We start from the raw sequence: 21,286 nt of genomic DNA, 5'->3' as shown, positions 1-21,286 counted from the left end.
GGGGGGAGGGGGGGGGGGGTGTCTTTGGTCCCCCCAGGGTGGGGGGGTGGGGGGGGGGGGGGAGGGGGGGGGGGGGGGGGGGGGGGGGTTCCCCCCCCCCCCCCCCCCCCCGCCGTTCTGCTGTGCGGGCCCGTGTCGTGACGCATGCCTTGGCCCCGACCGCACGCACGGTGCCCGTGGCAGCCGCGGGGGGACGAAGTTCGCCGATGTGACTTGCAGTGGCGCGCTCCGGCAGGAGATGGTTGTCGGACGGAAACAGTCTTCGTTGCCGGAAGGGTGGTGGGCCCGCGGACGCGGGTCCGAACTTGTGGACACTTCCCAGCAGCCCCCTGCCAACTCGCGTGGCGCACCGGCCTGTGCGCCGTGGGGTGCCGCCCCCTGCCCCGTCCTCGTCGCGGACCCCTCGGGTGGTGTCGTCGAGGTGAACGCCGCCGCGGCGGTGCTGTTCCCCGACGCGGTGAGCGGTGCGTGGCTGGAGGACGTCGTCCCGGTCTGGATCTCGGACGCACACATCCGGATCCGCAACCGGAACCACGGCACGGACCCTCCCGACGAGCGGCCTCCCGCTCATGGCCGGGTCGGTGGCCGGACCTTCGAGGCGCATCCCACCCGCACCGCGGACGGCGACGTGATGTGGTGGCTGGTCGACGACACGGAGCGGCGGGTCGCCGAGGAGGCGCTCACGACCGAACGGCGGCGCACCGCCGTGCTGGCGGGCGCGTCCAGCACCCTGCTGTCGTCGCTGAACGTCGAGCGCTGCATGGAGGCCACGGCCCGGATGGCCGCCGAACACCTCGCGGAAGCCGCGGTCGTCGTCGGCGCGCCACGTGGCCATCGGCTGCCGCTGACCCTCTGCGGCCCCGGCGGCGAGGCCGAGCACCGGGTCGTGAAGGAGGATCCCGAGGAGGTCCCCGGACTCGGCGAGGTATTGCGCGGACTCCCGTCCGTGCCGTCCCGGTGGATCGATCCTGCCGCCGTGCCCGCATGGGCCGTGCCGGACGACCTCACCGGCCCGCTCGGTTCGGCCGTGATCACCCCGCTGCCCGGCCACGGAGTCCCGGCGGGCGCGCTCGTCCTGCTGCGATCCGGCCGGCAGCGGGCGTTCACCGAGGGCGAGGAGATCTTCGCCCGGCTCTTCGCCGCCCGGGCGGGCGCCGCGATCTCGGCGGCGCGTCTGTACACGGAGCAGGCCGCCATCACCACCACCCTCATGCGGGACCTGCTGCCGCCGCAACTGCACGGCGTGCACGGCGTGGAGTTCGCCGGCGCGTACCGCCCCTCGGGGCAGACCGAGCGCGTGGGCGGGGACTTCTACGACGTCCACCCGGGTGCCGACGCGGACGAGGAGTCCCTCGTGGTGCTCGGTGACGTGTGCGGCAAGGGCCTGGAAGCGGCGGTGCTCACCGGCAAGATCCGCAACACGGTGCAGGCGCTCCGGCCGCTGGCCGGAGACCACCAGCGCCTCCTCGGCCTGCTCAACGGCGCTCTGATCAACTCGCACCACACCCGGTTCGCCACGCTGGCGCTGGCGTCGGTCGTGCGGCGCGGCAGCACGGTTCATCTGCGGGTGACCAGTGCCGGGCACCCGCCGCCGCTGATCGTGCGGGCCGACGGGCAGGTGGAGACGGCCAGGACCCGGGGCACGCTGGTCGGTGCCTTCCCGGACATCACGTCCGTCACCGCCGAGGTGGCGCTGGCGCCCGGGGAGACCTGCCTGTTCTTCACCGACGGCATCACCGAGGCACGGGGCGGTCCGCTGGGCGACGAACTGTTCGGTGTCCAGCGGCTGACGAGGGCCCTCGCCCAGTGCGCGGCCATGTCCGCCGAGGGGCTGGTGGCGCACGTCCAGATGCTGGCCTCGCAGTGGGTGGGCCACGGCGTCCACGACGACATGGCCGTCGTCGCGGTCACGGCACCCCATCATGCACACCTCAGTGCCGTGAACGGCCACACGCGGGGCAGGTACACCGCATGACGACCCCCCATGTCCGCTCCGGCGACGGCATTGGCCTCCCCCTGGGAACAGCGGCCCACGAGGGCGACGGCTACGCCGTCCACGAGGGTGGCGGGCCGGTCGTGCACGGAGGCGACGGTGCCGCCGTCCACGACCGGCCGGACGCGCGGGACGCGGATGCCGAATCGGTCCTGCCGGCTCCGACCGCGCAGGTGCGGGCGGACACGGTTGCCGGAGAGGCGGCCGAGCGGCTCACCAGCGCGGCGGAACGTACGGCGACCGCGCTGCAGCGGCCCGTCGAGCCCGTACGCCACCCGCCGACCGGGCGGCGCCGGTACGTGCCCCTTGCCTTCGGCACCGAGGTCCGGGCGCGTGAGGCGCCCGGCGTCCGCGGCACCGCATCCAGGATCCCCGGCCATGGAAAGCCCGTATGACCACACCGCAGCCACCGTCCTTCACGGTCACCGCCGACACCGGCGCGACGCAGGCCGTCGTCCGCATCGCGGGAGACCTCGACTACGAGACCTGCGAGAGGCTGGTGAGGGCCGTCGACTCCGTCCTCGGCGATCCCGCGGCTGTCCCCGAGAGCCAACCGGCTTCGCTGCGGCTGGACTTCGCGGGGCTGCGCAGCATCGACTCCATGGGGCTCTCCGCTCTGCTGACGATCCGGCGGCGGACGGACGCGCGTCGCGTGCGCCTTCACCTGGACGAGCGGCCCGCCGTTCTGGAGCGGCTCCTGGAGTTGACGGGCACCTGCGGGTACCTCACCGCACCCCCGGACGAGCAGGACGAGCAGGACGAGGACCTCGACGCGGCCGTCGGGCGGCCCGGCTCGTGACGCGGCCCGGTGGCATCGGCGGCGGGTACGGGGCGGGGACGGGCGCGGTACGGGGTGCCTCGACACCGGCAGGCGCGTACGCCGGTGGCGCGCCCCTCGCTCCGTACCGGAAAAGGCTGCCGAATGCGGTCCCGTTCCAAGGGTATTGGCTGCTGTGGAGCGAGGCGGAGCACATCTCCGCCTCTCGTGCTCCATCGGGCAATTCCGCACCGGGGGACGGTCGTCGGCAGACCGGACCGGCGGTGCGGGCGGAGAGGAGCAGCGTGATCACCGAAAGAATCTGGTCGTACCCGCCGCAGTGCGCCTACTCGGAGGGACACGAACTGACGGGATACGCCGTCGAGGCGACCGACGGGACCATAGGGCATGTGGACCGGCAGGCCGACGAGTCGGGGATGCGTCACCTGGTCGTGGACACCGGTGTGTGGGTGTTCGGCAAGAGCGTTCTGGTGCCGGTGGGCATCGTCACCGGCATCGACACGGAGGCGCAGAAGATCACGGTCGTGTGCACCCGGGACGAGGTCAAGTCGGCGCCCCTGTTCAAGACCGACCGGGAGACGCTCGACCCCGAGTACCTGAGCCGGGTGGGCAGCTACTACGACAGCCTGCCGCCCAGGCAGCCCGCCTGACCGGTCCCGGCGGTCCGCGCAGAGTGATGCATCCGAACACCCCGTACCTCCGGAAGTACCACGGGACACCTGCTGTCCCCGGAGTTCCTCCGGACAGTGCTTGAGCGCCAGTAGAACGGAAAGAGTGGGCCGATGTCCGACGAGTTGGAGGCCACCGTCACGCACGGTTCGGCTCAGGACTCTTTCGTCGTGCGGGTGGGAGGCGACATCGACTACGCGAGCGCGTCCAAACTGGAGGAGGCTCTGGACCTCGCGCACCGGGTGGGCGCCTCTCGTGCGATCGTCGATCTCTCCGGCACGGGTTTCGCCGACTCGTCGATCCTGCACGTTCTGCTCGCCGCGCAGCGCGCTCATCGGGCCTGTGGCATGCTCATGGTTGTGTCCGGACCCTTCAGCGACACCGTCAGAAGGCTTTTCGACGTGACGGGAACCGCCGGCTTCTTCGTCCTGGCCGACACCGTGGAGGCGGCCATGGACCTTCCGTTCGAAACGGACGAACGGTGAAGCCGGCGCGGCCCGTGCCCACGGGGATGCCGGGCACGGGCGCCGAGGGAGCGGACTCCGGGGACACCGCCACGATGGACCGGGGCGACGCACCGACTCACGTCCTTCTCGGCGCCGGGCCCGCGAGACCCTCGGCGGCGGCCTCCGTCACGACCGCCGCCGCGGCACGCAGGCACGCCGAGCAGGTGGTGAACGAGCAGTGGAACTCGGGGACCCGCAGAGCGAGCCGGCAAGCGGTCATCGACCTGCTCCTGGTGACCTCGGAACTGGTCACCAACGCCATCCGGCACGGTGAGGGCATCGCCGGATTCCAGGTGACTCCGGTCCAGGACGGCCTCAGACTCGCCGTGCGTGACAACAGCGACGTCATCCCCGTGGGCGCCTTCGGTGCGAGCGCCCTCCCGGGACACCACCGCGGGCACGGCTACGGTTGGCCGCTGATCATCCGCCTGGCCCGGGACATCACCGTCGAGCGCTGTCCCGGGGGAGGCAAGACGGTCAGCGTCGTCGTTCCGCTGACCTGAGGACGCGGGGCCACCCGGCGGCGTCACGGGTGCCCTGCTGCGGCCACGTCACCGTGCGCCGCCGTCGGCCCTGTCGGAGCGCCGCCTGAGTATCCAGGGCAGCAGGTACCAGCAGAACGCGAACCACAGCATGACGCCGCCGGCCAGGATCTCGGCCAGCAGGCTGGGCAGCACCACGTGCAGAATGATCAGCACCGTGCAGCCGATGGTGAGCGCCAGGAGGACGATGCCGCACATCATCAGGCGCCCGGCGGCGGCGACGAGTTCGTCCTTCATGCGCTGTCCGGACAGGAAGCGGTGGATCGAGACCGGCGCGATCAGCGCACCGGTCGCCGCGGCACCGAGGACCACGGTGATGACGTACACCGTCCGGTCGAACGTTCCCAACTCCCTGAACAGCGGCGTGAAGGCGACGCTCAGCAGAAAGCCGAACAGGATCTGCACGCCGGTCTGGGCGACGCGTGTCTCCTGCAGGATCTCGTTCCACCGCCGGTTGACCCGCTCGCGTTCCGATTCCCCGTCGCTCGGGCGACCGCCGGAGGCACCCCCCGTCCGCTCGGCGTCCCCGCCCTGCTCGGTGTTCTTGGCCTGCTCGGCCGCCGCGGTCGCCTCGTCCGCGGCCGGAGATCTCTCTTCCATCAGACTCAAGGCACTGCTCCTCTCCCCATGGGCCCTGCTCGGTCGTGTGCCTCCTCATACCCGCCAAACGCATCATCACGACCTGACCAGGCGACATGTCCGCACGAGCCCGGGAACGAGGACACGGACCGCCTCGCCCGGGGTGGATCAGCCGTGGGAAGTCGCGCCGCCGACGGTGCCGGGGTGTGCCGGAGATCACGTCGCGACGGGCGACTCGGGTTCGTGGTCAGGTGCGTTCGCCGGGGGCGGCGCCATGACTCGCCCAGGGCGGCCGGGTGTTCGGGGAGCGATCGGGGGTATGTGTGCGCGGAGTCGGACCCGAGTGTGACGGTCCGGGCAAGGGGACCGGGATGGTGGAAGCTGTTGCGGGCGACGGTGGTGCAGACATGGTTCTGCCGGGGCCGTTGCCATGGGCCGGAGCTGTGTACGACGGCGCCTCGGAGTCGATCCGGGCGGCCCGGCACTTCGCGGCCGACTTCATGGACAGGCTGCAGCGGGCGTATCGCCTGGCGGTCTCTTCCAAAGTGATCGGTGCGGTCCAGCTCGTGGTCAGCGAACTCGTGACGAACGTGTGCAAGCACGCGCCCGGGCCCTGCGCACTCGATCTGGTCCTGGTCGGCCGGTCGCTGGAGATCAGGGTGTGGGACAGCAGCTTCGCGGTGCCGGTCGCACAGGCCTGCGACCCGAGCCGGATCGGCCGGCACGGCCTGGAGATCGTCACGGCGCTCTGCGGAGACATCGACGTCCGGCGCGAACCGGTCGGCAAGCGCATCCGGGTGCGCATCGCCCTGGAGGGCATGCCTGCGTGACGGTGCGCGTCCGCGCGCGGATGCGTGCGTGAGCGCGCGGGGCCCGCGCGAGCACATGTGCTCAGCGGAGCCGACACAGGACTACGTCCGATGGCGTCGGTTCGGCATACCCGGGCAGGGGACGTCCTGAGGCCGGACGGACGATGTCCCCGTCAGCGAGGTGCCGTCGCGGTGGTGTGCAGGTGGCCCAGGGCGTCACGGACCACCGTCTGCCGGTGCCAGGACAGCCAGCGCCCCACCATGACTCCGGTCGCCTCCAGCGCATCGAGCTGGGCCCGCGTGAAGCCGGCCAGCGGCCGCTCGTGGTGGGTCGAGATCATGCCGAGCGGTACACCGGCACGGTTGAGCAGCGGCACGCTGTGGCAGGCGCGGCTGCCCGCGTGCAGGATCGTGCGGCGTGAGTCCTCGTCGAACACCTCGGCCGTCGCCACATCGCGGACGGTGACCTGTCGGCGGGTCTCGGCGGCCTGGGCGCAGGACGTCGTGGGGGAGTCGACGAACGCGAAGAAGGTGGTGAAGTCGCGTCCCAGGCCGACGTGTTTCTCCATGCGCAGCCGTCCGCTCTCGGCGAGCTGTACGTTCCCCATGCCGGCCTGGGCGACGTCCATGACCCGCCGCAGCGCCGCCGACAGTACGGCGCCCTGCTGGCGGAGGCCGGGCCCCGCGAGGCGCAGACCAGGCAGCGCGGGCGGTTCCTGCTCGGCGCGGTCCCGGGGTGGGGGCAGGGCGTCGTCGCCTCCCGGTGTGCGGACGACGGCGTCCGCGAGCGTGTGCATCTTGATGTTGAAGCGCTGCGAGGTCTCCCGCAGCAGCGTGAACGCGGCCTCGGGCGCGGGAAGCCGGTAGCGCTCCATGAGGACGCCCTGTGCCAGGGAGATCGGCGGATGGGCATGCAGGCGTCCCTGCAGTTCGGCGCTCACGCGCTGGAGCCGGGCGATCTCCTGCCGCAGAACGGCGGGATCGGTCACGGGCTCGACACCACCGATGGGGGTGACGGGCGGGAGCTCGGCCTCCTGGCTCATGGTGAAAGGCATCCTCACTGACGGTGTCCGTCCTCCGGCAGGCAACCGGATACCTCTACCCGCAGGAAGGCATCACAGGCCGCCACCCCCGAAAAAACCAGGGCGCGCACAGTGCGCGGACCGCGGCGGAGCCGCGGGGCGTGCCTGTTTCCCAAGCACTTCGGTCGACCCTAACCCCGAATGACACCTGTGCCGCAACGGAGCCCAGGAGACATGGCATCAGTCACATCGGCCCGCCGACCACACGGATGGACGGGCGGTCGCCTCCGCCCGACATGTCTCAGCCTCACATGTCTCAGCCTCCTTGAGGCCGCTGCGTGTGCCGCATGACCCCGTTGCGCACCTCCGAGACGAACAATCCTGGCCGGCGAGTTCACGGAGCCCGCGCCTCCGCCCTCCCAGTTCACAGACGGGTCCTACCGGGACCTCTGTATCTCATAGGAGAGGGTCGCCCATGGACGTCCTCACATCCCTGCTCACGCTGGCGTCCGTCGTGGCCGGCGGTGTGTGCGTCGTGCCCGGACCGTGGTCAGGCTGCCGAGCACGGCGAGCGTGTGTACCGGACGACCGGCAGGGTCCGCGACAGGTCCTGTGCGTCATCATCGTTCGCGTGGCATCCGAGCCCGGAGGGCGACAGTGAGCGAGCCCAACGCGGCGGACGGCACCGAACACCCCACGACCGTACCCGCGGCGGATGATGCGTTGCAGCAGCGTCAACGCGTCCGGGCCGTTGTCGACGAAGAGTTCTCCAGCTTCTACCGCGCCACGATTCGAAGGCTGACTGGCTTCCTGATCCATCACGGTGCCTCGTTGTCCGTCGCGGCCGACCTGGCCCAGGACACCATGATCAAGGCGTACCGCCGTTGGGACGAGATCGAGCAGCCGCAGGCCTGGGTTCACACCGTCGCCGCCCGAGCCCTGGCACGGAGGGTCGCCGACGTTCGGGAGTGGCTGGTGGAAGTGAATGAGTCCTCCGCCTTGTTGCCCGTTCCGGATGCCCACGCGCACTGGGAGCTGCAGCACGACTTGATGCAGTTGGTGAAGGCGCTGCCCTACCGGCAGCGGCAGGTGATGGCTTGGACGCTCAGCGGCTACACCCCTGCGGAGATCGCCTCAGAGCTGAGGCTGACTCCCGAAGCGGTTCGCAGCAGTCTGCGCAAAGCTCGTCAAAAACTTGCAGAGCACAATACGGACGAGAGGAGGTTCGCGTGACCAAGAGGCAGGAGCGTCCAAGGACCGATGTGACCACGTCTCGCCGGCTCAAGCGGCACGCGCAGGCCGTCGCAGCCCAGCTCGACGGCGTTCTGAATGTCGAAGCCGGTCTGCGTGAAGTCCTCTTGCAGTCGCGGCACGATGAACTGGTCGATGACCTCGACGCCGTCCTGGATGTCGAAAACGGTCTGTGTGAAGTCCTGTCAACGGGCGAGCCGTGGTCGCCGCCCGCCGATTCATGCCAGGCTTCTCCGGTATCGCACCCTGCACCCCTGGCGGACTTGCTCCGGTCGATCGACCCGCGGACCCGGATGATGGCGCGGGGACACCGCGACGTTCTGCCGCGGCATTTGGCGCACACACACGTCCGTCACCTCGTCGACGCCCTGGCCCAGGCACGCGACGCTCTTGCCCTTCCCCAGGACACCGAACCGCAGCCGGGCGTCCGCGTCCAGGACACCTTGACGCGAGCCCACTCCCGTGCGCTGGCCTTCGCCAGCGCGGTGAACCGGGTGCTGGACCGCGATCGCGCAGTAGGTGGCGACCGCACCACAGTTCTCGTGGACGCCCGCCAACAGGCCCGAGACATCGCCGCCGACGTCAGTCGAGCTCGTGCGAGCTGTGCGGCACACGCTGATGCCCTACCCCTCGCACAACGCGTCGGGGAGATTCACCAGCGGGCGGCCCAACTCCAGCCCGTGTGCGCTGAGGAACTGCACCGCACGCTCTCGGTGCTCCTGCAGCGCGGACTGCCCCCCATGAATCACGCCATGGTGGAGGTTTTCCTGAACGACTTCACCGACTGCGACCTGCGAGGAACCGCACTCGACTGGAACGGGCTGATCGGCGTGAGGTGGTCCGACGGCGGGACCAAATGGCCGCCCGCCGTGGATGTTGCTGCCCTCCGCGCCCGTTCCAAGGAAGAGCCGCCGGGCAGCGGGATCTACCTCGTACGGTTCGGCCCGGCGACCGTCCAAGGACTCACTGAACTGGCGTGACGCGGTGCCGTCGCACCGCGTCGTCCGCCTCCTGGCCGGCCGCTCCTTCGTCGACGCCGGGGCCGGCCGGTGGACGCTCAGCCGGCCTCGGCCTGCGGCTGGGCGTCGTCCTTGGCCGGCTCCGACGGGGCGGCAGCGGTGTAGAAGACGGACGAGCCCTGCTTGCTGCGGTGGGCGTGGCTCTTGGCGACGAGGCCTTCGAGGGTGGTGCGCACGACCGTGGTCTTGATGCTGCGGTCGGGGTGGGTGTCCGTGAGCGCGGAGGCGACCTCGGCGGCGGACCGCGGCTCGCTCTGCTGCTCGAGGTGGCCGCGGATCAGGTCGACGAGGGTCGGCTTGGCGGCAGCCTTGTCGGCCTTCCGGGGTGCGGGCGTCGCGGACTTGGCCGCGGCCGGCTTGGCGGCCGACCTGGTCGCCGAGGAGGCCTTGGCGGCCGAGGAGGTCTTCGGGGAGGAGGTCGCCTTCTTCGCCGAAGTCGCCTTGGTGGCGGGCTTCTTGACCGCGGTCTTCCTGGCGCTGCCGGAGACCGCCTTCTTCGCCTTGCTCTGCTTGGGCTCGGTCTTGCTCTTCGGCTCGGCCGTGGCCTGGTGCGGCACGGTCGGCGTCGCCCGGGTCTCCAACTGCGCGACCGACTCGGCCGCCGCGATGTTCCCGGAGCTGAGCGCCTGCTGCATCGTCACGAGCACCGTGTGGTCGTGCTGCAGGGCCTGCAGCTGCTCCCGCAGGGCCTCGATCTCCGTGCTGATGCGCTCCTGCTCCTTGGCGTTGCGCTCGAGGTCACCCGTCACCTGGGCGATGTACTGCGAGGTGAGTTCCGTGGAGCGGGCTTGGGTGTCGGACATGTCAGCGGCCTTTCTCGAATTCGCTGCCGCGGCGGCGGGAGGAAGGTCGCCGGGCTCGCGAAGTGATGGGGGGTGTTTCCCGTTTGCGATGGCTGGACCGGCTGCACTCGCAACTGCTGCGACATGCGCCAGCCTAGTGATAGTACGCATGACTGGAAGCGAATGTTCCTGCTCAGTGCGACTCAGCTCAATTCCTCGACTCCGCAACCCAGGTGGGGAAGGCCGGGTGAAGGGATCGGGAAGGCCGGGGTCATTGACTCCCGACGCCTCGCATGAGCCATCCTGACCTGCGAATTCGCCGTGCCTGAAGGGCAGTCGGCCCTATTCCGATAGCAAAGCCCCTGCGGTAATGGGAGGGGAGTCACCGACTGACCGGGGTGAACAGAAGTACCCATGTCGACGGGGGCACTTCTCACGTCGGGGGAGACATGTGAAAGGCGTACCTTCCCGAGAGCGGCGACCGATGTCACCGAGTGACCGGCGTTGCGCGCACGTCGGCCGGGAAGATACGCCCATGGTGGTGGGTGAGTGATGCCTCGCCTCAAGTCACGTCGACTGCAACCGAGTTGTATGCGGGATGGTCAGTGGCGCGCCGCGTCGGCGGCCGGAGACCGGGACCGCGTACGCGGAACACCACGGCTCAGGGGCGGCGCCAGTCGTCACTCTCGAGGTGCGAGCCGGCCTGCGGTCCCATGCGCACCATCCCGCCGTCCGCGACCCAGGACGCGCCGGTCACGTACGAGGCATCCGGGCCGGCCAGGAAGGCGATCACCGCGGCGATCTCGCGCGCGTCCCCGGGACGGCCCAGGGGGATACCGGGACGCCGCTCGGTGTGCACGTCGGTGTCCTCCTGTCCGGTCATCGGGGTGGCGATCTCCCCGGGTGCCACCGCGTTGACCGTGATGCCGTACTCGCCGAGTTCCAGGGCCATCACCTGGGTGAGCAGCCCGAGGCCTCCCTTGGCCGCGCAGTAGGGGGCGGCGCCCACGCGGGGCTGGTGCTCGTGCACGGAAGTGACATTGACGATGCGGCCTCCGTCGCCCTGCGCGATCATCAGGCGCGCCGCACGCTGACTGCACAGGAACGGGCCCACCAGGTCGACGTCGAGGACGCGGCGTACGTCGTCGAGCTCCAGGTCGAGGAAGGGGGTGGCGGTCCCGGTGCCCGCGTTGTTCACCAGTACGTCGAGGCGGCCGAGGCGGTCCGCTAGTTCGTCGATCGTGTCGGCGGCCTCGGGCAGCCGGGTGAGGTCCAGCCGGGCCACCGCGGCGCGCCTGCCGCGGTCGCGCACCTCCGCGGCCGTCCGCTCGGCGCCTTCGCGGTCGGTGTGCCAGGTGATGCCGACGTCCATGCCCGCCTCGGCGAGCCGGACGGCGGTGGCGCGGCCGATGCCGGAGTCGGCGCCGGTGACGACTGCCGCCTTGGCGGGGGACGGGGTGGGCGCACTCATGTGATGCCTCCTTGAGGGCCGAGCACGGCGTCGACGCTGCCTGCCGGTGTCGTCCATCACCGCTGCCACGGCCTGATGTGCTGCTGCGGAACGGGCTCTCGCAGTACCCGCCGGAGGGCCGGTGAAACGGGTGTCCGCGGGGGCCGGATGCCCACCGCGAGTGCCCTGCGCATGTGCTCGCTGTGCTGCTTCATGTGCTCGGAGCGCCGCTTCCGGTCTGTGATGTGACCGCCGCAGCGTGCCCCGGCCGGTGTGGGGGAGCCCCGGGGACGTCGCGGGACGTCAGTCGCTGGACACGGCCTGCAGGAGGTCGCCGGCCCTCGCGTCGGGCAGCGACCTGGCGACGTCGGCCAGTGCCACCATGCCCACGAGGTCGTGGCCCTCGATCACCGGAAGCCTGCGTACCTTGTGCGCGCTCATGGTGCGCAGGATCTGCTCGGTGCTGTCGTCGGCGCCGATCGTCACCGCCTCACCCTGCGCCAGTTCCCCGACGGGACACGTCGCCGGGTCCTTGCCGGCACCCAGCACCTTCACCACGATGTCGCGGTCGGTGACCACGCCCATGAGCATGTGGTCGGTGCCGCAGATGGGCAGGGCGCCCACACCGAGGTCCTTCATCCTGCGGGCGGCGTCCAGGACTGTCTCGTCCTCGCGCACGCACTGCGCCCCACCGGTCATGATGTCTCGTGCCGTCGTCATCCTCGCGCTGCTCCCTGCTCGTGGGTCCGATGCGAACGCGGGTGTGCGGCTCGCATCCTCGGTCGACCTGACATGGCTTCCCTCGCGCCGTTGCCGGTAACTGAGCCGGGGGCGACCGGGCCCGATCGGCGCAAGCCCCGCGGGGACCCGCTGCCTCGGCCGCCGCAGGGTCATCGGGCGGCCGGCGTCCGCGGTGCCGGGCCTCAAGGGTTCGAGCGCGGACACCGCCGTGCCTGCCCCTGCCGCCGATGATCTACAGTTCCCGCGGCGGGCCAAGGGACCGCCGTACTGACACACGACTCAGGGGTGGGGATTGAGCACTTCCACGACCACTGCCGCTCCGCAGCGGCACAGACCCTCGGCCGCGCGACGCGCGGCCACCGCGGCGGTGGCCGCAGGCATGGCACTGGTGGGCGTGGGCCTCACCGCACCGTCCGCGCACGCCGCCGAGAGCGACATCTCGTTCTCGAACGTCGTACTCAACAACGGACGGCCCATCGTCGTCGGCATCAGCGCCGAGGTGGAGGCCCCGCTGACATACACGGTGAAGAGCAGTGTGGCGCTCGACAGCTGGTGGGTCGAGGCATACCGGGGCACCTACGGGACCAACGAGTACGAGCTCGCGATCTTCACGACGCGGTGGAGCTGCGCCCAGTCGTCCGCGGGCGGCTACACCTTCCACGACTGCGACGAGACGATGACCATCGACCCCGACAACATGCCGGGCGGCAATGGCAACGAGCTCGTCAACAGCGACGCCACCGACTGGAAGACACTGGGCACGGGCATCAAGAAGGGCGGCGGCTACGACACCGACCTGCTCTCCGCGACGGTCCGCCTCCAGCGTGCCTCGCGCATCCAGAGCATGAACGCCTCCCCGGAGCCCGTGGCCAAGGGCTCGCCGATCACCGTCACCGGCACCGTGCAGCGCGCGAACTGGAGCCTGCACCGCTACGACAACTACGGCGGCCGCCTGGTGAAGCTGCAGTTCAAGCCCGTCGGGTCGGACACCTACACCACGGTCAAGTCGGTCACCGCCGACAGCACCGGTCACCTCAGGACGACGGTGTCCGCCTCCCAGGACGGCAGCTGGCGCTGGCGCTACAGCGGCAACTCCACGACCGGCGCCGGCAACTCCTCGGGTGACTACGTCGACGTGAACTGAGCCCGCCGGACGCCGGCGACGTCGTGTGTGCCGTCGCGTCCGAGAACACGGTGAGGGCCCCGCTCCGGCGGGGCCTTCCTCATGCGGGGAGTCGGTACCGCCCGGCCCGTGCCGGGAGCCGAGCGCACCGGGAGCCGACTCGCCGGCCGGCCGGTCATCCGTTCGGTGGCTGCCTGCTCGCACACGCCGGGGAGCCGCGCATCAGATGGGAGCAGCGTGTTCCCGGACCGCGCGTGAGAAGCAGCGGGTGACGGGTACGCGTGAAGTCCTGGAGAAGCCGAGAAGGCGGCCGAACGGGCCGTGTCGGCCGGTCTGGAAGGAGAAGCTCATGCCCCGTGGTTCCAGTGCGAAGCGCGAGCGCCAGTACGAGCACATCAAGGAGGGCGCCGAGAAGCGCGGTACCTCCGAGGGCCGGGCGAAGGAGATCGCGGCGCGGACCGTGAACAAGGAGCGCGCCCGCTCGGGCGAGGCCAAGTCGGCCAGCAAGACGTCGACGAGGGACAGGAAGTCCGCGCCGCAGCGCGGCGGCGAGCGGTCGCACAGCGGCGCGCAGGGGCCGACGAAGGACCAGCTGTACGCCGAGGCGAAGAAGCGCGGTATCGACGGCCGATCCTCGATGAACAAGAAGGAACTGGCCGAGGCCCTGGGCCGCTGACCCGCCGGGCCGCCGAGAAGGGAACGACGGCCCGCGCCCCGTGACCCGGATACGACTTGCGTGAGGACATGCATGAATCACCACGACGGCAAGCACCCGACCCCACGCCCCGGGAAGAAGCCCGGGACGGCCGCCGACGAGGTCCTCGGCGAGGTGGAGAAGGCCGAGACACGCGTCGTGGACGGCGGTGAGCGGCGTGGTCAGGACAAGGAGGCGGCGGACGCGCTGACGCCGAACAAGGACGCACAGGAAGACGTGGAGCGGCACGGCCGCTGACGTCCGTACCCACTCCGCACGGGCCTTGTCCCGCGCCGGAGCAGTGAAGCCCGGCACGGCGGCCGGCCTCCGTACCGGGCTTCACCGGCGGACAGGGCGCCCGGCGTCCGGCTGGACGCCCCCGGTCAGCAGCCCTCGCATGGGGGGCCACCGGGTACGAGACTGCTCCGTACCGCGGTGTGGACGGCGCGGGCGAGGCGGGCGCCCCACAGGGAGCGAGGCCCGGCGAAGGCGTTCGGGAGCCGGTCCCCGGACGGGACGCGGGCGGCCACGCAGACGGCGTCGGTAGGAGTGCCGGAGCAGTCGTAGCCCGCGTCCAGCAGCGCCTGCACCTTGGCTTCGGTGGCCGTGGCCACCGCGTTGACCAGCGCCGCGTCGGTCAGCGCCGCGGGCACGGCGACGACGATGTTGACCGTGCCCGGCGCGGCGGGCCCCGAGGAGCCCTCGGCCGGGGAGGCGGCCCAGCCGCGTACCCCCACCGCCGCCGTGACCACGGCCTCGACACCCGCGTCGGTCCCGTGGGCATGACGGGCCACATCGGCCGCCGTCATCAGCCCGACCCCCGGCGCGTGTTCGCCCGCGTCGCGCGCCAGCTCGGCGAGGTGGCGGTCCGGGTCGGTGCGCCGGTAACCGTGGACGACCTGAGCGTTCAGGACCCAGGACCGTTCGCCGATCCCGCCGCCGAGCACCGCGCTGCTGGCCATCCGCCAGCCCGGCCCCGCCCGCCACAACAGGGCGCCGAGCCGTTCGCCGTCCTCGTGGCGGGTCAGGTGCTGCACGGACAGCGCACCCGTGGTGCGGGGCGACGGGACGACGGCGGTCACGGGTGCGGGCTCCTCGGCGGGGGTTGTGCTCGGGCCGATCGTACGGGCCGCCGGCGCCCCGTCCCGGAGCAGGTCCCGCCGCCGCTCCGGCCGCTCGGCCTGCCGGGGACCTGGCCGGTGAGAGAGCGGCCGCGCGGGGAACCCCTCACCTATGAGGCTGATCAGTACGAGAGGGGTCCGCGGTTCCGGGCCGGGCCGACGGCAGCGGTACCTCGGGTCCGCCGCAGCGGTGGCGGTGGCAGCGGCGGCCGGTGCCGCGGCGGTCGATCCGGACAGTGCCTGGTACCGGACGCTGCGCAAACCGCCCTGGCAGCCGCCGTCCTGGGCCTTCGGGGCGGTGTGGACGCCCCTGTACGCCTCACTCGCCCTCGTCGGCGGCCACGCCCTCGGCCGAGCGCACGAGGAGGAGCGGCTGAACTTCGTTGCCGCCTTCGGCACCAATCTGGCGCTGAACGCCGGCTGGAACTGGCTGTTCTTCGGCTGCCGCAGCCCGCGCGCCGGACTGGCCGGCACGCTGCTCCTCGACCTCAGCAACGCCGAACTCCTCAGCCGCACCGCGCGCATCGACCCGAAAGCGGCCCGGGCGCTCCTGCCGTACGCCGCGTGGTGTGCCTTCGCCACAGCCCTGAACACGTCCATCGCCCGGCGCAACCGGTAGGCGATCCCCGAGTCGCCCGGACACCCTGTCCGCGGGTGATCAACACCGCCTATCCTTCGGCTGATCGAAGCACGGACGGGTACGGGGCCACACGGGGGCGACAGATGACCTATCGGCGCGCGGTGATACCGGCACTGGTCGGAGGTCTCCTCATCACGCTGTTGCTGTGGTGGGCGGGCGCGAGCACGGATGCCCTGCAACTGCGCGGCACCGGCAGCGTGTTCGACATGGAGTCCGTGACCGAGCTCCGACGATGGCTCGCCCCCTGGTCGTACGACCCCCCGGTGACCCTGCCTGCCGACGGGTCCGCGACCGGGGGCACGGCGTCCGGAGTCGGCACGCACTACTCGGGCCTCCACGACACCGCCATGCAGATCAGGTTCGCGGCGGTCTTCGTGAGCTACCTGGCCGGCGCGCTGCTCCTGATCCGCCGGATCCCGCCGACCCAGGGGCGCACGCCGGCCACGCTGCTCGCGCTGTGGGCCTGGGGCCCGGTGGCCGGAACGCTGGCCGTGACGGTCAGCGCACCCTGGCTCATCGCCTCCCAGGGGCGCGGCAGCTACCGGTTCCTGCCCCAGCTGGCCGGTGTCGTCGCGTCCAGTGGGCCGACAGTGGTGTTCGCGGCGCTGCCGACCGCCCTGCTGACGGTGCTCGTGGCGCGGATCACCGCCAAGGGCGAGGACCCGTCGCCGAGGCAGGCCGTGCCGCCCCGCGCCGCCCGACTGGCCGCGAGTGCGGGGACCACGGTGATCGCGCTGTCCCTCATCGTGCTCTCGTACGAGAAGGTGGCGGCCTCGATCCAGACCTCGTCCGGCGGCGGAGGAGGTCTGCTGTCCGAGCCCGGGGACCTGCTGCGTCAGTGGCTGCTGCTGGGCGGCTGGGCGGGACCGGGGAGCACGCCCCTGGGCGACTGGCTGCTGTACCGAGCCGTCGACCTGGTCGTGCTGGCCGTCGTGTGGTGGGCGCTGCGCCTGCTGCCCGGCCTGCTCACCCGCGCCACGGTGCCGGCGATGACGGGTGGGGCGGTGTGCGCCGTCGTGCTGGGACTGCTCGTCGGTCAGACCCTGCACATGGCGCTCGACGACACCGTCTCCGCGTACGGCACCCTCCACCTGTTCTCAAGGCTCGGCAACGGCGTACCGGCTGCCCTCACCTTCGGCAGCGCGGCGGGACTCGCGGCCTTCGCGGTGCTGCGGCTGGCGCCGGGGAGGACGACTGCTCCGGTGCGCGGCACCGAGGGGTCGGGGTCCGGCGGGCGGCCGTCGGACCCCGGGACACCGGCGCCCCGCACCCAGTGAGGACGGGGCCCGGGCGCCTCTCGGTGCCTGCACCGCGGAGCCCGGTACCCCGGACCACGACGCGATGCTCCCGCTCGACCTGACGACGCCGGAGCCCCTCGCGCACCATCCCCGGCAGGGCTCGGCCGGCCCTTCGCCCTGACGTATCCACGGGTTCACTTCGGTCAATATCACCAACAGCCCTTCATGTGGACTCTTATGCGGAAAATCCACTGAAGGCGGGTTCGGTGTCCCTACCGTGACGGCTTCACCATGTGTCTCTCGGGGGGTGGAAGCTGTTGGTACGGCTGCCAGAACAGGACCGGCGGGTTGTCGGGGCGCTCGCGCGGAGGGTCGTCGCGATGCAGGCGCCCGGCGAACTCCCCGCGTACGGACTGATGCGCGAGGAGTACTTCAAACGGGGTATCCGGCTGGACCGCAGGGGCCGGGACATGCTCCTCGGCATCGGGGTCGAGACGGCGGTGGCGCTGCTGACCCCGGTGGCGCTGGAGGTCTGCCGCCGGCTGTGGGAATCGCTCTGCGCGGAGGCCGCGGGGGTGACGATGCGGGCCGGACGGGCCAGGGCCGAGGAGGTGCTCGCACGACTGCGGTCACGGTTCGGCTGGGGCACGGACGAGGATCCGGAGGTGACGTTCGGCCCCGCACACCTGCGGGAGGTCCACCGGCGGGTGATGCAGCAGTCCGGGGCCATGGGCCTGTCCGAGGAGCAGCAGCGGCTGATGGCCGATGCGGTGGTCGGCGCGCTGGCGGGTCCGGCCGCCGAGGCCGCGCAGGAGCCGGCCCCCGCACCGGATCCGCGGGAGACGGAACACGTCTCACCGGATCGGCAGGAGGCGGAACACGTCTCACCGGATCCGCGGGATGCGGGAACCGCCTCACCGACGCTTTCCGGGGTGGACGGGTGAGCGCGCCGGAGAGGATCGACCACGCGGCAGCGTCCGCTTCGCCCGCCGTCGAGACGGTGCAGGAGCCCGTCCGCCGGAGAAGCAGGTCAGGACCGCCCGCCGAGACGACGTTCCTGTTCGTGCTGCTGGTGATCACGGTGACGCTCGCATGCTCCACGTTCTTGTCGACGCTGCTCACGCCGCCCGCGGAGGCGCGGCAACAGGCGCAGACGTTCGTCGAGTGCGCGAGTCGGATGCAGGGCCGGACGACGGCGGAGTCGCCGGCGGGCCCGGCCGACATGCACACACTCATCGGGATGTACCACGAGGAGCTGCGGAACATCGCGACGCTCCAGGAGTGCCTGGCTCCGGCGAAGCGCCGCCAACTGATGCACCAGTTAGGGGGGTTGGGGCTGGTCTTCGGTACGGGCGTGCTGCTGTACCTGGCTCACCCCGCGTGGTACCGACGGCGCCGCAGGCTGTGTCCACTCCCCGCCGACGAGGCGGCCGATCTGCTGGCGGAACTGGAACGGCTGCGACGGCTGGCGGGTGTGAAGCCCGTGCGGTTCGCCCTCCAGCCGTTCAACGCGGTGCCCTCCGCCTTCGTCTACGGTCTTCCCCGGCGGCGCACACTGGCCCTCAGCACCGGTCTGCTGGTCCGGTACCGCACCGATCCCGAGGCCTTCCGCGCGGTCGTCCTGCACGAACTGGCCCACCTGCGCAACCGGGACATCGAGCCGACGTATCTCGCCCTCACGCTCACGGCCGCCCTCGGCCTGGTGCTGGGGACCTACTCGGTGAGCTATCTCCGTCACCCAGGGCCCCTGGGCTTCATGGTCACCGGTCCTCTGCCGCAGGCGTTGCTCCTGGGCCTGCTGGCACTGCTCCTGCTGGCCGCCCTGGTGCGCTCGCGTGAGTTCCAGGCGGACGCGCGGGTGACCGAGTGGGAGGGAGACCGTACGGCGCTGCCTCGCGTGCTGCGGGACATGCCGGTACCGCCCCGCCGGGCACTGAGCGGCCTGCGCACCCTGCACCCCACGCCGGCGCGCCGGGCCGCGCGGTTGTCCGGCACCAGCCTGCCGTTCGGGCTGGGCTACTGGGGCGGCGTCGGCCTCGGCCTGACGGCCATGGTCACCCTCACGGACCTGCGCGGCCTGTCCGCCCTCGGGAGCTTCGTCGTCGTACCGGTGTGGATGAGCGCGGTCCCCGGGATCCTGGTGGCGGCCGTCGTCGTGGTGGGGCGGTGGCGGTACGAGTCCGCCCACCCCGGCGGCGCTCCCGTCCGGATGCTGCCCTTCGGCCTGGGACTGGCCACCGGCACGGCCTTCGGCCCGCTGGCCTCACCTTCGTCCTTTCTGCTCCGGGAGGAGGGATCCGACCTGCTGAGGTGGGTTCCGGGCTGGGTGCTGTTCGTCGTGCTGGTCACCGTTCCCGTACACGGACTGACCGCCGAGGCCGTGGCGTGCTGGCACCGGATGACCGCCCGGAGCACGCCGTCGGCGTCCCGGCGGCACATGCCCGGCGCACTCCTCATCGCGGTCGCGGTGGCCTCCGTGGGCTACACCTACCTGTCGCAGGTCGTGGCGATGGGCCAGTCCCTGGTCGGTCTCGACGACAACCCGCTGCTGGACATGGTCGGGTTCGTGTCGGAACTCAACGGGCCGGTCATGGCGGTGTCTCTCGTGGTGGCGTCAGGGCTGCCGACCGTGCTGCTCGGCATGGCGGCGGCGATGGTGCTGCTGACGGTCGTGACCGTGATCTGGCAACGGTTCCACGCGCCGTCGCCACCCTCCGCCCCTCCGGGAGCGCCGCTGTGGCGGAGGGTGCTGCCGGGGCCGGCACGCAGTGCGGTACGCATCGGTCTGGTCGGAACAGCTCTGCTGATGTCGTTCCTGTCACTGACCGGCGTTCTGGCCCACCGGCTGCCCCTGGCGGAACGCTGGCATTCCGACTTCTTCGCCCGGTTCTACTTCTCGCAGCTGGCGGCGGCCGTCGTCGCCGTGGCGCTGACCGCCCTCGTAGCCGTGGCACGCGCCCGACGCCGGCCGCCGGCCGCCGGGGTGCTTGCGGCGCTGGTGTGTCTCGCGGCGGCGATCCCCGTCGTCGTGGGACAGGGTCTCCTCGGCAACTGCGTCGACGCCCTCGAGGGACCCTTCTCCCGCCGTGCCTGTATCGCTCCGCCCTCTGCGGCGTACGTCTGGACGGTCGTCCAGATCCTGGTCGGTTGGACCGGGGCGGCCGTGGCCCTGCTGGTGCCGCCGTGCGCGGCCCTTCGGGACCGGACGCTCCGCAAGCGCGCCGACGCAGGGGAGACCCCGTCTGTCCCGGCCTCTCCGGTGATCCGCTTCGGGCGGTCTCCCTGGGGGCGCACCGCGCTCGCTCTCACCACGGCTGCCGCGCTGTCGCTGGGCGCGTCCGCCTTCGTCGACGAGAGCCGCTTCGACCCCGCCCGTCTGGCCGGGACGGCACTCGGCGACGACGGGTGGGTCGACGGCGGGGACTTCCGTGTGCAGATGGCGCCCGGCTGGTACGACACGACGGCCGGGAGCGGCGCGGGGACCGGGGCGGTTCAGGGACCCGAACGCCGCCAACTGAGGCTGGAGAAGCCCGGGTTCGGCCAGCGCGCCGTGCTGGTGGTCGGACGCACCACCGCGCTTCCGATCGACCGGACGACACCCTACGTCCTCGCCGAAGGGGGACGCCGCACCAAGGTGGCCGGACATCGCGCCCTGGTCGCGGATTCTCCGGGCAACGACCGGCACATCGTGCTCATCGAAGTCGGAAAGGAGCAGCTGCGCCTCCAACTTACCGACTTCCCCACGAACATGGAGGACACCAAGGACAACCTCGACGCCATGCTGGCCACTTGGCAGTGGACCGGCGCAACGGGGAACTAGGCGGGTGTGGCACGACCCGTGAAGGGCTTGATGCCACGCCGCTGCATCCGCCGGGTGCCCCGCGAGAGAGCCGTCCGGCTCACAGGGAGGCCAGGGTCCCGCTGTCGGCGCTGCGTGCTCCTGCCGCGTCGTGGACGGGGGAGGCCACGAGGGAGTCGTCGAAGGGGCGAGCTCCGGGCAGTTGGTGGCGGGCGGCGACGAGAGCGGCGTCGATGTCGCGGGTGCCCGTGGCGACACACAGGGTGTACGTGATGTCTTCGAGGCGGCGCCGGGCCTCGTCGTTGCCCTCTTCGGCGTGCAGGGCGCTGAGGGCTTCGTACTGGGAAATGAGGTTCGCCAGGACGGCGGGGTGGGCCATCAGCATGGTCGGTCTCCTTCGCAACGGCGCCCGGGGCAGGCGTGTTCCGCAGTGGGGGCAGAGCCCGGCTACCCCGGCCGGTGCCCCTCACGCCTCACCTTTCGCTTGCTTTCGTACGCGTCACTCCTTTCCGTACGGGAGCAGGCGCCGC

23 protein-coding genes are annotated in these 21,286 nt (G+C 71.5%); 16 read left to right on the top strand and 7 right to left on the bottom strand.

The annotated features are described in order from the left end of the window. The first annotated feature begins 238 nt into the window (after positions 1–238). The 6 genes from ACZ4NT_RS03540 (at position 239) to ACZ4NT_RS03515 (ending at position 4,449) form a co-directional block, all read left to right on the top strand. Positions 239–1,975 carry a PP2C family protein-serine/threonine phosphatase gene (locus ACZ4NT_RS03540; RefSeq protein WP_467723118.1) on the top strand — a complete coding sequence of 579 codons (1,737 nt, stop codon included), beginning with the start codon at positions 239–241 and terminating at the stop codon, positions 1,973–1,975. Continuing rightward, a complete protein-coding gene (locus tag ACZ4NT_RS03535) occupies positions 1,972–2,388 on the top strand; it encodes a hypothetical protein (RefSeq protein WP_121409187.1) in 417 nt (138 codons plus the stop codon). Before ACZ4NT_RS03540 ends, ACZ4NT_RS03535 begins: the two co-directional genes overlap by 4 nt. Then, positions 2,385–2,792: an STAS domain-containing protein gene (locus tag ACZ4NT_RS03530; protein ID WP_467723116.1), complete on the top strand. Its 408-nt coding sequence runs from the start codon at positions 2,385–2,387 to the stop codon at positions 2,790–2,792. Before ACZ4NT_RS03535 ends, ACZ4NT_RS03530 begins: the two co-directional genes overlap by 4 nt. A 263-nt stretch (positions 2,793–3,055) precedes the next feature. Next, positions 3,056–3,421: a PRC-barrel domain-containing protein gene (locus tag ACZ4NT_RS03525; RefSeq protein WP_121409185.1), complete on the top strand. Its 366-nt coding sequence runs from the start codon at positions 3,056–3,058 to the stop codon at positions 3,419–3,421. Between the two features lie 132 nt (positions 3,422–3,553). Further along, positions 3,554–3,925, top strand: a complete 372-nt coding sequence (locus ACZ4NT_RS03520) for an STAS domain-containing protein (protein WP_121409184.1) — start codon at positions 3,554–3,556, stop codon at positions 3,923–3,925. Positions 3,926–3,939: 14 nt separating this feature from the next. Further along, positions 3,940–4,449 (top strand): ATP-binding protein, encoded by a 510-nt coding sequence (locus tag ACZ4NT_RS03515; RefSeq protein WP_467723113.1) that lies wholly within the window; start codon positions 3,940–3,942, stop codon positions 4,447–4,449. A gap of 48 nt (positions 4,450–4,497) precedes the next feature. Here the strand turns inward: ACZ4NT_RS03515 and ACZ4NT_RS03510 are convergent, their stop codons facing one another. Further along, complete coding sequence (locus tag ACZ4NT_RS03510) at positions 4,498–5,097, bottom strand: DUF6328 family protein (protein ID WP_467723111.1); 600 nt, start codon at positions 5,095–5,097, stop codon at positions 4,498–4,500. A gap of 341 nt (positions 5,098–5,438) precedes the next feature. Between ACZ4NT_RS03510 and ACZ4NT_RS03505 the strand changes: the two genes are divergently transcribed. Beyond that, entirely contained in the window at positions 5,439–5,897 is a 459-nt protein-coding gene (locus ACZ4NT_RS03505) for an ATP-binding protein (RefSeq protein WP_121409182.1), read from the top strand. 152 nt (positions 5,898–6,049) lie between these two features. Here the strand turns inward: ACZ4NT_RS03505 and ACZ4NT_RS03500 are convergent, their stop codons facing one another. Next, entirely contained in the window at positions 6,050–6,919 is an 870-nt protein-coding gene (locus ACZ4NT_RS03500; protein ID WP_121409181.1) for a GAF and ANTAR domain-containing protein, read from the bottom strand. A gap of 636 nt (positions 6,920–7,555) precedes the next feature. Here ACZ4NT_RS03500 and ACZ4NT_RS03495 point away from each other — a divergent pair. After that, positions 7,556–8,131 carry an RNA polymerase sigma factor gene (locus ACZ4NT_RS03495; RefSeq protein WP_467723108.1) on the top strand — a complete coding sequence of 192 codons (576 nt, stop codon included), beginning with the start codon at positions 7,556–7,558 and terminating at the stop codon, positions 8,129–8,131. After that, positions 8,128–9,129 carry a hypothetical protein gene (locus tag ACZ4NT_RS03490; protein WP_467723106.1) on the top strand — a complete coding sequence of 334 codons (1,002 nt, stop codon included), beginning with the start codon at positions 8,128–8,130 and terminating at the stop codon, positions 9,127–9,129. Before ACZ4NT_RS03495 ends, ACZ4NT_RS03490 begins: the two co-directional genes overlap by 4 nt. A 77-nt stretch (positions 9,130–9,206) precedes the next feature. Here ACZ4NT_RS03490 and ACZ4NT_RS03485 read toward each other — a convergent pair whose 3' ends face one another. From ACZ4NT_RS03485 to ACZ4NT_RS03475, 3 genes are all read right to left on the bottom strand, one after another. After that, the gene (locus ACZ4NT_RS03485; protein WP_467723104.1) at positions 9,207–9,971 is read right to left on the bottom strand and encodes a hypothetical protein; all 765 of its coding nucleotides are present in this window, start codon (positions 9,969–9,971) and stop codon (positions 9,207–9,209) included. 640 nt (positions 9,972–10,611) lie between these two features. Further along, complete coding sequence (locus tag ACZ4NT_RS03480; protein ID WP_121409179.1) at positions 10,612–11,421, bottom strand: SDR family oxidoreductase; 810 nt, start codon at positions 11,419–11,421, stop codon at positions 10,612–10,614. Between the two features lie 282 nt (positions 11,422–11,703). Further along, positions 11,704–12,120, bottom strand: coding sequence for a CBS domain-containing protein (locus tag ACZ4NT_RS03475; RefSeq protein WP_467723102.1), 417 nt, complete (start codon positions 12,118–12,120; stop codon positions 11,704–11,706). Positions 12,121–12,433: 313 nt separating this feature from the next. On the opposite strand from ACZ4NT_RS03475, the gene ACZ4NT_RS03470 reads away from it, so the two are divergent. From ACZ4NT_RS03470 to ACZ4NT_RS03460, 3 genes are all read left to right on the top strand, one after another. Continuing rightward, the gene (locus tag ACZ4NT_RS03470) at positions 12,434–13,285 is read left to right on the top strand and encodes a hypothetical protein (RefSeq protein WP_467723101.1); all 852 of its coding nucleotides are present in this window, start codon (positions 12,434–12,436) and stop codon (positions 13,283–13,285) included. 328 nt (positions 13,286–13,613) lie between these two features. Beyond that, the gene (locus ACZ4NT_RS03465) at positions 13,614–13,940 is read left to right on the top strand and encodes a plasmid stabilization protein (protein WP_121409176.1); all 327 of its coding nucleotides are present in this window, start codon (positions 13,614–13,616) and stop codon (positions 13,938–13,940) included. A gap of 72 nt (positions 13,941–14,012) precedes the next feature. Further along, entirely contained in the window at positions 14,013–14,216 is a 204-nt protein-coding gene (locus ACZ4NT_RS03460) for a hypothetical protein (RefSeq protein ID WP_121409175.1), read from the top strand. A 125-nt stretch (positions 14,217–14,341) separates the two neighbouring features. Here the strand turns inward: ACZ4NT_RS03460 and ACZ4NT_RS03455 are convergent, their stop codons facing one another. Then, positions 14,342–15,040, bottom strand: a complete 699-nt coding sequence (locus ACZ4NT_RS03455) for an adenosylcobinamide amidohydrolase (protein ID WP_121409174.1) — start codon at positions 15,038–15,040, stop codon at positions 14,342–14,344. A 151-nt stretch (positions 15,041–15,191) separates the two neighbouring features. On the opposite strand from ACZ4NT_RS03455, the gene ACZ4NT_RS03450 reads away from it, so the two are divergent. From ACZ4NT_RS03450 to ACZ4NT_RS03435, 4 genes are all read left to right on the top strand, one after another. Then, positions 15,192–15,698, top strand: a complete 507-nt coding sequence (locus ACZ4NT_RS03450) for a TspO/MBR family protein (RefSeq protein WP_121409173.1) — start codon at positions 15,192–15,194, stop codon at positions 15,696–15,698. Positions 15,699–15,802: 104 nt separating this feature from the next. Continuing rightward, positions 15,803–16,996 carry a hypothetical protein gene (locus ACZ4NT_RS03445; RefSeq protein ID WP_467723098.1) on the top strand — a complete coding sequence of 398 codons (1,194 nt, stop codon included), beginning with the start codon at positions 15,803–15,805 and terminating at the stop codon, positions 16,994–16,996. A gap of 341 nt (positions 16,997–17,337) precedes the next feature. Beyond that, on the top strand, positions 17,338–17,901 hold the full coding sequence (locus ACZ4NT_RS03440; protein ID WP_467723096.1) for a hypothetical protein: 564 nt from the start codon (positions 17,338–17,340) through the stop codon (positions 17,899–17,901). Next, a complete protein-coding gene (locus ACZ4NT_RS03435) occupies positions 17,898–20,777 on the top strand; it encodes a M48 family metallopeptidase (RefSeq protein WP_467723094.1) in 2,880 nt (959 codons plus the stop codon). Before ACZ4NT_RS03440 ends, ACZ4NT_RS03435 begins: the two co-directional genes overlap by 4 nt. A gap of 79 nt (positions 20,778–20,856) precedes the next feature. Here ACZ4NT_RS03435 and ACZ4NT_RS03430 read toward each other — a convergent pair whose 3' ends face one another. Continuing rightward, the gene (locus ACZ4NT_RS03430; RefSeq protein ID WP_121409170.1) at positions 20,857–21,141 is read right to left on the bottom strand and encodes a DUF5133 domain-containing protein; all 285 of its coding nucleotides are present in this window, start codon (positions 21,139–21,141) and stop codon (positions 20,857–20,859) included. Between the last annotated feature and the right edge of the window lie 145 nt (positions 21,142–21,286).

Source organism: Streptomyces sp. NPDC026417, from assembly GCF_055567695.1.
The sequence above is the reverse complement of the archived record's forward strand: the minus strand, read 5'-3'. Positions and strand labels throughout refer to the sequence as shown.